General features: G+C 28.5%; 9 protein-coding genes. 8 read left to right on the plus strand and 1 reads right to left on the minus strand.

Translation table 4 applies throughout. The features are described from left to right. The first annotated feature begins 80 nt into the window (after positions 1-80). Positions 81-1,841 (plus strand): ribonuclease J, encoded by a 1,761-nt coding sequence (locus tag MENTO_RS00470; protein WP_099650953.1) that lies wholly within the window; start codon positions 81-83, stop codon positions 1,839-1,841. Positions 1,842-1,852: 11 nt separating this feature from the next. On the opposite strand, the gene MENTO_RS00475 is transcribed toward MENTO_RS00470, so the two are convergent. Beyond that, positions 1,853-2,359: a MotA/TolQ/ExbB proton channel family protein gene (locus MENTO_RS00475; protein ID WP_099650954.1), complete on the minus strand. Its 507-nt coding sequence runs from the start codon at positions 2,357-2,359 to the stop codon at positions 1,853-1,855. Positions 2,360-2,437: 78 nt separating this feature from the next. On the opposite strand from MENTO_RS00475, the gene oppB reads away from it, so the two are divergent. From oppB to MENTO_RS00510, 7 genes are all read left to right on the plus strand, one after another. Further along, positions 2,438-3,772 (plus strand): oligopeptide ABC transporter permease OppB, encoded by a 1,335-nt coding sequence (gene oppB / locus MENTO_RS00480; protein ID WP_099650955.1) that lies wholly within the window; start codon positions 2,438-2,440, stop codon positions 3,770-3,772. Between the two features lie 15 nt (positions 3,773-3,787). Beyond that, positions 3,788-4,759 (plus strand): oligopeptide ABC transporter permease OppC, encoded by a 972-nt coding sequence (gene oppC / locus MENTO_RS00485; protein ID WP_099650956.1) that lies wholly within the window; start codon positions 3,788-3,790, stop codon positions 4,757-4,759. 11 nt (positions 4,760-4,770) lie between these two features. Continuing rightward, on the plus strand, positions 4,771-6,339 hold the full coding sequence (locus tag MENTO_RS03950) for an oligopeptide/dipeptide ABC transporter ATP-binding protein (RefSeq protein WP_099650957.1): 1,569 nt from the start codon (positions 4,771-4,773) through the stop codon (positions 6,337-6,339). A gap of 1 nt (position 6,340) precedes the next feature. After that, entirely contained in the window at positions 6,341-8,194 is a 1,854-nt protein-coding gene (locus MENTO_RS03955; protein ID WP_099650958.1) for an ATP-binding cassette domain-containing protein, read from the plus strand. Positions 8,195-8,196: 2 nt separating this feature from the next. After that, positions 8,197-11,232: an oligopeptide ABC transporter substrate-binding protein OppA gene (gene oppA / locus MENTO_RS00500; RefSeq protein ID WP_099650959.1), complete on the plus strand. Its 3,036-nt coding sequence runs from the start codon at positions 8,197-8,199 to the stop codon at positions 11,230-11,232. A gap of 63 nt (positions 11,233-11,295) precedes the next feature. Beyond that, positions 11,296-12,225 carry an alpha/beta fold hydrolase gene (locus MENTO_RS00505; protein ID WP_099650960.1) on the plus strand — a complete coding sequence of 310 codons (930 nt, stop codon included), beginning with the start codon at positions 11,296-11,298 and terminating at the stop codon, positions 12,223-12,225. 91 nt (positions 12,226-12,316) lie between these two features. After that, positions 12,317-15,184 (plus strand): DNA translocase FtsK, encoded by a 2,868-nt coding sequence (locus tag MENTO_RS00510; protein WP_099650961.1) that lies wholly within the window; start codon positions 12,317-12,319, stop codon positions 15,182-15,184. The last annotated feature ends 2 nt before the right edge of the window (positions 15,185-15,186 follow it).

The following is a 15,186-nucleotide window of genomic DNA, read 5'->3' on the forward strand; positions in this document are numbered from 1 at the left end:
TAAAAAGTAAAACTTATCTAATCTAACGTTAATCGCGATTAGTGAATATTATATAAATTAAAATAATAAGGAGAAACTAAATGTCAAAAATTAAATTTATGGCACTTGGTGGACAAGATGAAAGAGGAAAAAATCTTTTTGTTTTAGATATAGATGATAATCTTTTCATTTTGGACGCGGGTGTTAAATATCCTGATAAAGGTATTTTAGGTGTAGATATAGTTACACCAAAACTAGATTACTTAAAAAATAACAAACAAAAAATTAAAGGAATTTTTTTAACAAATTCTGCAAGTTACAATATGGGCTCTGTTCCATACATTTTAAAAACAATGGACATTCCAGTTTATTGTAATGAAATTACTCAATTAGTTGGAAAAATTAAAATATCAAGAATGCGTATCAAAAACACAAAAGACCAAAATTTTGTTGTTGTTAAAGATAAGCAAATTTTAGATTTTGGAAAAGTGAAAGTTGAAGTTTTTAGAACTACATCAGCTTCACCTCAATCATATGGTTATGCTTTCCATACTGAAGAAGGAACAATTGTATATGCTGGAGATTATATTATTGATGGTAAGGAACAATCATACTTTTCAACAGATTTTAACCATATAAATGAAATTGGCAAAAAAGGTGTTCTTGCTCTAATTGCAGATAGTGAATATGCATCAAGAAGCGGATTCACTGTTCCTAATCATAAAATTGAAAACTTCATTTCAACTTCATTTAAAGAAAAGAAAACTAAAATAGCTATTGGTATTTTTGAAGAAGATATTTTTAAATTAGGTGAAATTTGTATGGCAGCAAAAGAAAATAATCGCAAGATTGCTGTTTATGGAAGAACAATGACAGAAATATTAAAATCAAATTTAATTAATGAAAATTTACAAATTCTTCCAGAAGACATTATTACTGTTGACGAATACATGAAATCAGAAAATGGCCTTTTAATTATTTCAGGAACAGGAGATGTTTTATATTCAAAATTAGCAAAAATTGCTACAGGGAACGATGAAGTTGTTGAGTTTGCTGAAAAGGACTTAATCATCTTAGCAACACCACCAGCACCAGGTGTTGAAAAAAGACATGCGCAAATTCTTGATGAATTAGCAAGAACAGACGCTAGGTTAATTGCATTAAGCGACAGAAATATTTGATCAATGCATGCATCTTATGAAGATATTAAAGTTTTCACAAGTATGTTAAATCCAAAATATTTTATTCCAGTTAAAGCATTATTCAAAGATTCTCTAAAAGCTGAGAAGGCAGCAATTGAAGCTGGTGTAAATGAAAGAAATGTTGTTATATTAGATAATGGTCAAGTTGCTAATATTTCAAAAAACTCAATTTCTATAGCTGATAAAAAAGTTGATATAGGTAATTCATATGTTGATCAAGCTGGAGTTGGAGATGTTGGAGCCATAGTTTTAAATGAAAGAAAATTATTAGCAACTGATGGTGTAATGATTATTGGTGCAACAATTGATTCAAGAAATAAGGAATTAATTTCAATGATTGATACTCAAATGCGCGGAGTTTTATATATTAAAGAAGAAAATCCAATTTTTAGAATAATTCAAAAAGAAATTGAATCACTTTTGGAACAGGGTCAAAGTCAATTCAAAGAAAACCCAAATAAATATGATATTAATGAAATAAAAAAAGATATAGCCACAAGAGTTAGAACATTAATAAAACAAGAATCTGGTAAACAGCCAATTGTTTTAGTAATAGTTAATGAATATGATGGTAAAGACTATGTGTTTAAACCAAGAAATAACTTAAATAGAAATAATTATAGAAATAATAATAATAATAGCAAAAAAGGATCAAAATAATTGATCCTTTTTTATATTGTATACATTACTATAACAAAAATTAAAAATGGCAATAAGGAAAAAGTAATTGTATTTCTTCATCTAATTAAAATGGCTTCTTCCTTAGTATAAGTTTTTTGATATCTTAATCTTTTATCATTAAAATAATTTACAGCTTTTTTATTTCTAATGTAGTTAATAATAAAAATAGCTAAAATCTCAATACATAAATATGCTGTAGCAACAAAAGCCGTTGCATCAAGAAATCTTTTTTTGCTTGTTATATTAGGAGCAAAACTTGCAACATCTTTGAATGCATAACCAAGTCCAAAACTTAGTCCTATACCAATTAAAGTAATACCTAAAATTGATATTCAGCTTACTCAATTAAATTTTTTGATTTCTCTAAATTTTTTCATTTTAGTATAATTTTCAGCTGCTTTTAAATCACTATTTAATTCTTTATTAATATCCTTATAGTGTTGATCTAAACCTTCTTTTCTTAATTTTTTAAGGTTTTTTAATTCATTCTTTGCCATATTTGCTCCTTTCAATTGACTTACATACTCTTTTAGTTTATCATATTAAAAAATAATATATATAAGGAGGTTAAGACCATGATTAAATCAAAAAACAAAAGCACTTTAAAAAACTTTAACTTAGATGTGTTAGATTTAGATCTAAATGAAGAGTTAATTTATGCGCAACCCACATTCTGAAGAACTGCTTCTTATAGATTTGAGGAATTAAAAGAAGAGACTTTAAAATATTTTAGAAGACATCCACTTATTGGGTATTCTTTTAAGCGTATTATTTATGGACTATTAACATTAATTGTAAGTATTGCGATAGTTTTCTTTTTAGTTAACTTTGTAACACCAGATTCATCATATTTACCAGATGTTTCTGAATTAGGAAAAATGGGTATTGGTAATGAAGGGCCAAAATACGAGGCATTTTTACAAACAAGATTAGAATTATTTGGAGTTAGTGGTAATGCTATAGATAGATTATTAAGATACTTTAAAAACATTATTCCATTTATTCCAAAACATATTTTAGTAGGGCAATCTGTTATATTCCCCAATGCTTCTAATTTATCTGATTCTCAAATTATCATTAACACAGTTTTATTTACAGGTGGACAAGTTGATGGTTTATTAAAAACAGGATCAAAAGAATTAATTGATGCAATCACAATTAGTGCTTCATACAAAACTGTTTGAGTATACTTAGGTGTTGTTAAATCAAGTTCTATGGGTATGCCAGGTTCAACTGAAGTAACAAGTTTATTTGCAAGTGCAATTCCATATTCATTTGGAATTGGAAGTGTAGCTGTTTTATTTTCTTATTTAATTGGTATTCCTCTAGGTATTGAAGCTGCTAAAAGAAAAGGGAAAGCAACAGATGGAGCAATTAACGGAACTGCTACATTCTTATTAGCTGTGCCTTCATTAGTTATTGTTATATCAATTTATTTAATTTCAATTTTAGTTTTTGGTCATTCCTCAATTTTTAGTTCAGGATCATTCTGAACAAGATTTTGACCAGTTGTTGCCTTAGTTATATTAATGACTCCAACAACAATTATATTAACAAGACGTTATGTTGTTGATGAAATGACTGCTGATTATACAAAGTTTGCATATGCAAAAGGATTAGGTGAATCAAAAGTTTTCTACGTTCACATTTTTAGAAATGCTGGAGTAAGAATTTTACGTGAGTTGCCTTTAGATTTAGCATTTACATTATTTGGAGCTTCAATTTTAACTGAAACTCAATGAAACATACCAGGTATGTCACAATTAATTATTAATGGAGTTAATAACCGTGACTCATTTGTTATTTTAGGATTCATTACTTTTGCGTCATTAGTAAAAATTGCTGCAACATTAGTTTCAGACTTATTTATGGTCTTAATGGACCCTAGAGTTAAATTAAGTGGTAGATAGAAAGAAGGAGAAAATATGACAAACATCGATAGAGAAAAATTCGAAAGAGAAAACAAAGTTAATTTTGATGAAATTGACGAACAAATGTTTCAAATCATCGAAGAACAAACTAGCGAAAGTGAAAGATTAAACTCAAAGCCTTATAGTTATTGAAAATCTGTAGGTAAATTACTAGTTACCTCTCCTACTTTCATGATTTCTATTTTAGTTTTAATTGCAATTTTACTTTTAGCATTCATTGTACCTGAAGTAATGAATTATAAAAATACTTCAAGTACTATTGGAGATCCTGCTTTACCATCATGAGAACACTTGTTTGGTATTGGAATGAATGGTGAAGATTTATTTGCTAGAGTTTGAGCAGGGACAAGAACAACTTTGTTATTTGCTTTCTTAATTGCAGCTATTCAAGTAGTTGTAGGAGTTGTTCTAGGTTCAATCTGAGGTTACTTTAGAAAATCAGATTTAATTTTTATTCAAGTGGCAAGTATCATTACAATTGTTCCACAATTTATTTTATTACTATTAATGGTTTTCTTATTCAATAGTAAAGGTTACTGAGTTATTGTTTTTGCTATATCACTTCAAGCATGAGTTGGTATTGCACAAATGGTAAGGGTACAAATTATGTTAGTAAAAAACACTGACTATAATACTGCATCAGTAAGTTTAGGTTCAAGTTCATACAGAATTATAAACAAAAACATTATGCCAAAAATTTTACCAGTTATCGTACAGACAGCTGCATTTGCAATCCCAACAGCTATTTCAATTGAGGCTTCACTTGCTTACTTAGCATTTGACTTTATTCCAGCGGGACAAACATCTTTAGGGCAAATATTAAACCAAGTTATGAATGAAACAAAATGACAAATCTATCCAAATTTATTAATTGCTCCAATGGCAGTTATTATGATAGTTTCAGTTGTATTCTTCTTAGCTGCTAGGGTATTTGCTGACTCATTAGATCCAAAAAATCATAGATAGGAGACCAACTTATGGCTACAAATAAAGACAAAATTATTTCTCTTCAAGACGTTGTTGTTAAATTCAATGTTCGTGGAAAAATGTTAACAGCTATTAGAAATGTTTCTTTTGATATTTATGACGGAGAAACAGTTGCTATAGTTGGTGAATCTGGATCAGGTAAATCAGTTTTAACTAAAACATTAACTAATATGTTAGAAAGTAATGGTTACATTTCAAATGGAACAATTATGTACTTTCCAACAGAAGAATCAAAAAATAATTCTGAAACAGCTATTAGAGAAGATGTAAACTTAGTTAATTATCACAAAGGTTCATTGACTTCAGATACTAGAAAAAAAATTAAAAAAAGTAATTACAAAACAATTAATAATGCAAAGATTCGTTTGGAGGCACTTAATGCTCGTTTAGGAGTTAAAGGTGTAGATACAGAAGATACATTGGCAAAAATAAAAGAGGAAAGTGAAATCATCCATGATGCTTATTATGAACTTTCAACATTCTCAAGATTAAGAAAAAGAACGGTTTTACGTTTAACTCCAACAATGAAAGAAATTTCAAATAAAAAGAGAAATCTTTCTTTAATGAAAGGAAGACAAATTCTTGCTGGATTAAGAATTCTTGCAGAACAAGAGTTTTTAACTGAATTTGAATTAAACTTAAAACATGTTTTAGAAAAGTTAAAAAATGCTGAAACTGTTGAAGAACATGAAGTTAATACTTTATTAGCTGCATGAAAGTTTCAAACAACTCCAACTTGATTAAATAAGAGAGAAGCTATAAAAAAATTAAAACAAGTTAGAGGGGGGACAATTGCTACAATTTTTCAGGACCCAATGACTTCATTAAACCCATTACTAAGTGTAGGTTTTCAAATTTCAGAAGCAATTAGATTGCATAATAAAGTTTCAAGACATGCTGCTAAGCAACAAGCAATTGAATTAATGAATAAAGTAGGTATTCCAAATGCTGAAAAACGTTATCATGACATTCCAGGGAAATACTCTGGTGGTATGAGACAACGTATTGTTATTGCCATTGCATTAGCATGTAAACCAAAAGTTTTAATTTGTGATGAACCAACAACAGCACTTGATGTTACTATTCAAGCTCAAATTTTGGAGTTAATTAAAGAACTTAAAAAAGAATTTAATTTAACTGTAATATTCATTACTCATGACTTAGGGGTAGTTGCAAATGTTGCAGATCGTGTTGCAGTATTGTACGCTGGTCAAATTATTGAATATGGAACTGTTAAAGATATTTTCTTTGATGCAAGACACCCATATACTTGAGCATTATTGTCTTCATTACCTCAATTAGGAACAAAAGGTGAAGAATTATTTGCTATTACAGGTACACCTCCAAGTTTATTTAACAAAATTAAAGGTGATGCATTTGCGCCAAGAAATAAATTCGCTTTAGCAATTGATTTTGAATATAATCCACCAATGTTTGAAATTAGTAAAACTCATGGTGCAAGAACTTGATTATTAGATCCAAGAGCACCTAAAGTTGAAAAACCTAAAATGTTAGAAAACTTAAAAGAAGCTGTAATTGAAGCAAAGGTAGGTGAATAGTATGGCTAAGGATTCAATCATAAAAGTACGTGATCTTTTAATTGAATATGGACACGGTAAAAACAAAGTTTCCGCTGTTAAAGAAGTTTCTTTTGATATTTATAAAGGAGAAACTTTTGGACTGGTAGGAGAATCTGGTTCTGGTAAATCAACTATTGGTAAAGCCTTGATGGGAATCGAACCAATTAATGATGGAACTATTTACTACCAAGATACATTAGCATTTGGTAAAGCACCTAATTTAATTAAGATGAATGAAAAAATGGAACACCACATTAAAGTAATGAAACTTAATCAAACTGCTATTACTAAAGCTTTAGAAATTTATTCAGAAGATTACAAGCGTGTTTACTTCAAATATATTGAAGGAAGATATTATGACTTAAAATCAAAAGAAACTGTTGAATATTCTGATAATAAAATTAGAAAAATTGAAGAGGGTTTAGATTTAAAAGATCATAAATTAGTTTCAAAATCAAAAGATCCAAAATTAAAATTAGTTGAGGATGCTGTTAAAGAAATTATTAAAAGAATTTTAAAATTATACAAACTTCAAGATAAGTCTTTAGCATTTTTAAAAATGTTAAAAGAGGATGGAATTATTAATCCAGAGTTATTAAAAAAAGTTAATGAATTGCATGCAAGAACAAATAAGCTAACAATTAAAATTAGAAAATCAGAATCTAAAATGTACTTAACAATTCAAGAAATTGAAAAGGTTAGAGACGATGTTAGAAAAGGCAAGTACAAATCAGTAAAAAGATTTTTCTTTGACTTAGGTAAACTATTAGAAATTTTAATTGCTGAACATAAATTAGTATCGCCTATGATTTCTGATTTAAAACAAGCTCAAAAATTAAGTTCTGCAATTGTATCAACAGGTAGTGATAAAAAACAATGATTAAAATGAATAAATGAAAAAATAGCAACAATCGGTGATGAATCAAAAGTTGCTGAATTAGAACTAATCAGAGAACTAATGTCTATGGAAAATATTCAAAAAACATTAGAAAAATCACCAAAATATTCATTACCAACTAGTTCAGAAAGACATGAATTAAAAAAACAAATGCAAATGATTTTCCAAGATCCAGCATCATCATTAAATGATAGAATGCCAGTTGAAGAAATTATTGCTGAAGGTTTAGATAATTTCCCTGAATTATACAAAAATGAACAAGCTGCTCAAACTTATATTGACTGATTTAATTTAAATAATCCAGATAAAGTAGGAAAAATAACATTAGAAAACATTAAATACCAAAAAGTAAAACAATTTTTAATTTTACAGTTATTAACTACTGTTGGTATGTTACCTGAACACTTGTCACGTTACCCACATGAATTCTCTGGTGGTCAACGTCAACGTATTGGTATTGCTAGAGCATTAGTTATGAAACCATCATTTGTTGTTTGTGATGAACCTATCTCAGCACTTGATGTTTCAATTAGAGCACAAGTAATTAACTTACTAGCTAAATTTCAATTAGAATTTGATTTAACATATATTTTCATTGCTCACGACTTAAGTGTTGTTAGATTTATTGCAAATAGAATTGCAGTTATTTATCGTGGAGATATTGTTGAATTAGCTGATGCTGATGAATTATTTAATAATCCATTACACCCATATACTAAATCATTATTATCTGCTGTACCATTACCAGATCCAGATTTAGAGAAAAAGAAAAAAAGCATCAAATACAAACCTGAGGAGCAACATTTTGATTACATTACAGATTCTCCAAAATGAAGAGAAGTTCAAAAAGGACACTTTATTTTAGCGAATGAAAGAGAAGTTGCTGAAATTAAATCCGATAAAAGAAAATCTAAAAAAATCGAGAAAGGAGCATAATTATGAAAAAATTACTTAGTATAATTGCTGCTGCAACTTTAGTTACAACAGCCGGATCAACTTTAGTTTCTTGTGGAATGTCTACAACAAAACTAATGGCAAGAAAAGTAAATACAAAAGAGTATAAAGGTTTCATGACTGCGGCTCTTAATACTTGATCACCTGGATCAACTATGCAAAATTCAGACTCAATCATATTAGAAAACTTATATGACGGATTATTAACTCCTAATGCTCATGGTGAAATCGAAGGTCAAATGGCTGATTGATGGGGACATAATGCAGAAGGAACTGAATATTACTTTCACTTAAGAGATAAAGAAACAGAATCTAAAGATGGAAGAAAAACAGGGGTTCCAAAATGAACTGCTGTTAAAAATGGTCAAATTAAAAGCACACAAGATGTTACAACTATGGACTTCTATAATGCATTTAGATTTACATTTAACCCAAATAGTTCAGCTGATGGGGCTGCTCCAACAAATGGATTATTTAAAAACGGTTCAAAATTACAAAGCATATTATCAACTATTTCAACATATGATGCTGTTAAATTAGAGGGTAAAAATTTTGGTAGAACAACTGCTCAAGGTGGACAACAAAATATTGGTGCTGAAGCTATTTCGACAAGAAACTTTGACATCATTGTTATGTTAGTTAACCTTTGAACTGCTGAAAAAGACGGGCAAGCTAAAATTGATGCATTAGCCAATGCCAAAATTATTCCAATTACAAATGGTAAAGATAAAGATGGTAAAGATATAATAATTGGTTACCAACAAACTCCTGAATTTGATGCCTTAATTACTGAAATGGAAAAATACCAAGGTGAAGAAAACTTTCAAAAATTAATTTCAGATAGTGCACAAAACGGTGGAATGATGGCTATTTCTCTTTCAAAAGAAGGATTAGGAACAGCAACTTCTTCAAAAGGAACATATGAAACAAGTAATGAACAAGTTTATAACATTAGATATACTTTGGAAAATGCTTCAACTTCATTCTTTACATCAGCTGCTGGATATGGTTCATTAAAGCCTTTACCATACTACGCGGTTAGTTACTCAGATAATCAAAATAGATCATGATATAACTTTTCAAAAAGATACCAACCAAGTATTAATGAAATGTGATTTTCAGGTGCTTATTACTTAAAATCATACAAAGCATCTTCAAACACTGTTTTATTAAAAAACCCTAATTACTATCAAGCAGATAGAACATATATTGAAAAAGCAACTTTCACTTTAACTAGAAGTCAATCTGTTGATTCAAACAGGCTTTGATTCGAAGGTGGCGATGCTTCAGAAGTAGCTATTTCACCTAATGATGCAAGTGGATGAAAAAAATATGTTGGTGATGATTACAATTCAGAAGAACAAAAATTTGCATTTGAAGGAACTCATGCAACTTCTACTGTTCCAAGTCAATATACTTTTACAACCTTCTATAACTATGGAAGATTGACAAAAGATGGTAAAGATATATCAAAATCATCATTAGCTTTAGCACAAAAATCTGTTAGATTGTACTTAAATTACTTTATGCAAAGAACTCAATATCCAGCTTATGTAGCGGGTAAATTAGATAATGATAAAAATACAAAGGAATCATTAGCATGAGATGGTGGAGAAGACAAAAATGTTAAAACTAGATCTTCAACCTTATTAAGAAATACTTTTACAATTCCAAGATTAGCAACTAATCCAACTAAAGAATCATCTGATACTGTGCAAAACGGAAAAGTTAATGGAATTCCTCTGGAAGATTATACTATTCAAAATATTGGTGCTGATTATAACAAAGCTTATGGTTTAACTAATACTCAATTAACAAATCAAAATGCTTCACCTGTTAATGAAACTATTTCAAAAGCAGATAAAACAAGATTAAGTATATTAGAAGAGAACATATCAATTCCAAATTGAGATAAAAATTTATTAGAAAAATTTTATAACGAAGAATTTGGATCATTAATAGATGGAAATGACGCTTTTTATCAAAATGATTTAATGGCTTTAGGAATGTTCTTGGATGATAATGGAAATGTAAAACATTCATTGCAAAGTGAACTACAAAAGTTTGCAAATTTAGCGTATACTTCAATTGTAGATAGAAAACAAAATAGTAAAGAAGTAGATCAAAAAAATGAAAAAGCAAAAGCAGAAATATTGGGTAATGTCGTTAGAAAAGATCTTGAAGATAAAAATATTTTAGATTCAAATAATAAAAAAGATTCTATTTCTATTGAGTGACTTTTAAATGGAGCATCAAGATTAACTTTAAATCCAAGAGTTGAATATTTAGTAGATGAATTTAATAAGGCTGTTGGTACTTCAAGTCCAATTACTTTAAAAACTAAAACTTCAAATGACGTTTCAGATTATTTAAACTTGTCAAAAATTGGTGATTTTGATATATATGTTAGTGGTTGAGGACCAGATTATACTGACCCTTATAACTTTTTACATACATTAATTTGAGGTGGAGAGTATGGTGTTTATACTAACATCGGTAAAGTTCTTGAAACTGATTCTTCTGGAAAAAACCAAACATTTAAAGAAGAAAGTAAAACTTCATCTAATGAACCAAAATTAAAAATAAAAGATGAATTTAAAAAATATGAAACAGTTTATCAAGATATCAATAAGTCAATTACTAAATATACAGGTATAGTTGAAACAGCTAAAGGCATGGGAGATTTCACAGAAAGATTGAAAACTTTATCAGAAGCTGAAACTTATGCACTTTACGATGTTGCTTTAACAACACCTCTTTACAATAAAACTCCAATGAAAACTATTCAGTTATCATACTTAGATCCATTTACTAGATCTTCATTTATAGCTGGAAGTTCAAATTTAAGATTATTTGGTGTAAAAATGATTGAACAACTTTGAAATAGAGAAGATTTCTTAGCAGCTCAATCTCAATTTGAAAAAGGATCATTAAATAATGTTGAAGAATATAAAAAACTTTACGTTTATGACCCTAAATCTGATAGTGAAGTTATAGCTTCAAACTCAGCAATAAAATAAGAATGCAAAAGCATTCTTTTTTATTTGTACAAGGGAGTGTAAAATATTAAAAAAGGAGAAAGTATGAAAGAAAAAATAATTAAATCTTTGGATGATAAGAAAATAAATATTTTTATTTGAGATGAAGTTAAAAATCCTAAAGCGATTATTCAACTTGTTCATGGTAGTTGCGAACATTCTTTGCGTTATAAAGAATTTGCAAAGAAAATGAACGATAATCAAATTATAGTTATAAGTAGTGATCATAGAGGTCATGGAAAAACAGCAATCTTAAACAATGAACCTTTAGGATATTTTTCAAAAAATAATGGCTGAAATAAGATTGTTTCTGACTTAAAACAGGTTAACTCATTTATAAAAGACCAATATATGAACTTACCAATAATAATGCTTGGACATTCAATGGGAAGTTTTATGGTTAGAACATACATGATTGATTACCCCAATACAGTTGATGCATATGTAATTAGTGGTACTGCTTGACATAACAAGGCATTATTAATTTTTTCAAAAAATATAGCTTATATCAGAAGGAAATTTAATGGTGGCAAAAAACCAGATAATTTTATTTGAAAATTAAGCTATAAGCCACTTAATAAAAAATTTAATTCTGAAAAGGCAACAGGATTTGAATGGTTATCAAATGACTCAGTCAATAAAAACGAATTTATATTAGATCCTTTAACTGGTCAAGTATTTACATCATCAGCATTCAAAGATATGTTTTATGGTTTGTTATATATTCAAAAAAAATCGAATATTAAAAAAATTAAAAAAAGCACTCCTATTTTATTAGTCTCTGGTAAAGAAGACCCTGTAGGAAACTACGGAAAAATGGTACTAAAAACAAATAAAATATTTAATAAGAATAATTTAAATGTTAAAGTTAATCTTTATGAAAATCAAAGACATGAAATCTTATTTGATGAGAAAAAACATAAAGTTGAAAAAGATATTATTCTTTTCATAAATGAAACTTTGCAAAACAAATAATTTACTATTTTTTGTTAAAAGTACTAAAACTTTAAAATAACACTAATTATTGCAAAATTGGTATAATTATATTATTGCAAAGGGTGATAACATGGAAAAAAGCACAGAGGAAAAGTTTTTAGCTAATTACGAATGAAATGAGGAAAAAACAGCTGCATTCGTAACAACTAAACAAAAAAGAAGAAATGATTCAATATCATGAATGGTTTCTGGACTTGTTATTTTATTTATAACAGTTTTTTCATTAGGAAGAATAACTGTGATTGGCCAATTTTTAGATGATGTTTTTTTCAACTTTTTATTTGGATGATTTAAGTATTTTATTTACATTATTTTATTTGTTGTAGATTTATGTATTTTTTCAGGAATAAGATTTAAGTTTAAAAAAAGATTTTTATTTATGGTTATGACATCATTTATACTATTATGTTGATTAATTTCACTAATATTATTTACCCAAATAATTGCCTCAAAAAATGAAAGCTTAAATAAACTTTGGCAAGGAGATTTTTTTAGTCAAATGTTTAGTGTTTATGCTGATGAATGATTAAAACATTCAATATTCTCAGGACAATACTACAAAGAAGTAATTGATTACTTTTTAAAAACTGGAGCAGATGGATATTTCAATCTTTACAGTGGAGGAGGAGTTACTGGAACTTTAATGGTTGGTGTCACATCATATCTATCAATTGTTGGTTCATACATTTTATTAGCTTTTTTAATTTTTATTAATGGAATGTGAATTTTCACAGGTGATCCAATTTTCTTATTTAAACCAAAAACAAAAAGAAAAGGTAAAGCTTTAAGAATATTGACTTTAAAATCAAAAAGAAATCCAAATCGCAAAAAAATGAAGGAAGATAAAATTGATTTTCCAACAGAAGAAAAAGTTGAAAAAAATGGATGAGAATCAATTAATGTTTTTGGTAACTTGGCCTTTGATGAAGAAGAAGAAACTAGAACAAGTGACTTAACAATTCAATTGCCTTCTTATGTTAAAAAAGAAGAGAAAGAATTATTGGATAAAATTGATCAAGAAGAACAAATAGAATGTTCACTACCTGAAGAAGTTATTAAATCTACTTTCTCTCAAGAAAGAATTTCAAACGATAAAGAAATACAAACCATTACTGAAGAAACTGTTTTTGATCCACATAGACCACGTTTTGTTTCAAGAAGAGTTCAAGAAAATAACAAAGTTGAAAGTGTTATTAAAAACCCAGGATTGAGACCAATTACTCAAGATACAAATCAAGTAGTTAAAAACGAAAATGTAATTTTAATGAAAGAATCTTTAGCGGAAGAAGCAATTAAAGATTTAACTGTTGATGGTGATGACACTTTCTTTGATGCAATTTATGAAGAAAAAGAAAATAATCAAAAAAGTGAAACTGTGGAAGCATTTGATGCATTAAGCAAATTTGAAGAAAAATATGATTTTTCTGATGAAAAAAAAATAATTTCAGAACAAGTTGTAGCTCAACAAAAAGTTGAAGCGCAGGTTGCTCCTATTTTTGAAAAACAAGTTATTTCAACACCTGATAATGAAGAACCAAAAATAATAATTAATAAAAATTATAAACTTCCTCCTGTAGATGTTTTAGCAGTAATGGAAAAAGATTATAACAAAGAAAGAGCAAATAAAGAAAATGCAGCGTTAAAAGCTTTAGCAATTGATGAAACTTTCTCTCAATTTGGAGTTAAAGCAAAAGTTATTAATTCAATTATTGGTCCTAGTGTTATGAAATTTGAAATTCAGGCTGAACCCGGAGTTAAAGTTAATAGTATTACAAATTTAGAAAATGATTTGAAATTAGCTCTTGCAACTCAAAATATGCGTTTAGAAGCTCCGATACCAGGAAAAAATTTAATTGGTATTGAATTAGCAAACGCAAGTTCAGAAATGGTTTCAATGCGAGAAATTATTGAATCAATACCTAGAGAACAAGAAAATGAAAAACTATTATTTGTTTTAGGAAAAAATGTTTTAGGAGAACCATTAACAGCTCAACTTAATAAAATGCCTCACCTACTTGTTGCAGGATCAACAGGTAGTGGTAAGTCAGTTATGATTAACGCTTTAATTTGTTCAATTCTTCTAAGAGCAAAACCAAATGAAGTTAAATTTTTAATGATAGACCCTAAAAAAGTTGAACTTTCAGTTTATTCTAGAGTTCCACACATGCTAGCACCAGTTATTTCTGATATGAAGCAAGCAGCGAATGCATTAAAAATGGTTGTTGCTGAAATGGAAAGACGTTATGAATTATTTATGAACTTAGGTGTTAGAAATATTGATGGATACAACAGAAAAGTTGCAGATTCTAAAAAAATGCCATTTCAAGTTATTATTATTGATGAGCTTGCTGACTTAATGATGACTGGTGATAGAAAACAAGTTGAAGAATCAATTATGAGAATTACTCAAATGGCTCGTGCTGCTGGTATACATTTGATTGTTGCTACTCAAAGACCATCAACAGATGTTATAACAGGAACAATTAAAACTAACATACCAACAAGAATTGCTTTTGCTGTAACTACAGGAATTGACTCAAGAACAATCTTAGACTCAACTGGTGCTGAAAACCTATTAGGTAGAGGTGACATGTTGTTTATGCCACCAGGTGGCGGAGATCTAATGAGAGCCCAAGGTGCTTACTTAAGCGATGAAGAAATTGAAGAAATTGTTGATTTCACAATTGCTCAACAACAAGCAATCTATTCTGATGAATTTGATCAAAATAATTTAAATTCAATTGGGTCAACTGATGAATTATATTCACAAGTTAAACAATTTGTTATTGAAAAACAAGATGCATCTTCATCTTCAATTAAAGGTAAATTTAGAATTGCCGATGCTAGAGCAACCAATATTCTAAATCAATTAGAAGAAGAAGGAATTGTTGGACCAAAAAATGGTTCAAGACCTAGAGAAGTATTAGTTGACAAATAAAA

Origin of the sequence: Mesoplasma entomophilum (assembly GCF_002804125.1) — a bacterium.
Classification (GTDB): Bacteria; Bacillota_I; Bacilli_A; order Mycoplasmatales; family Mycoplasmataceae; genus Mesoplasma; species Mesoplasma entomophilum.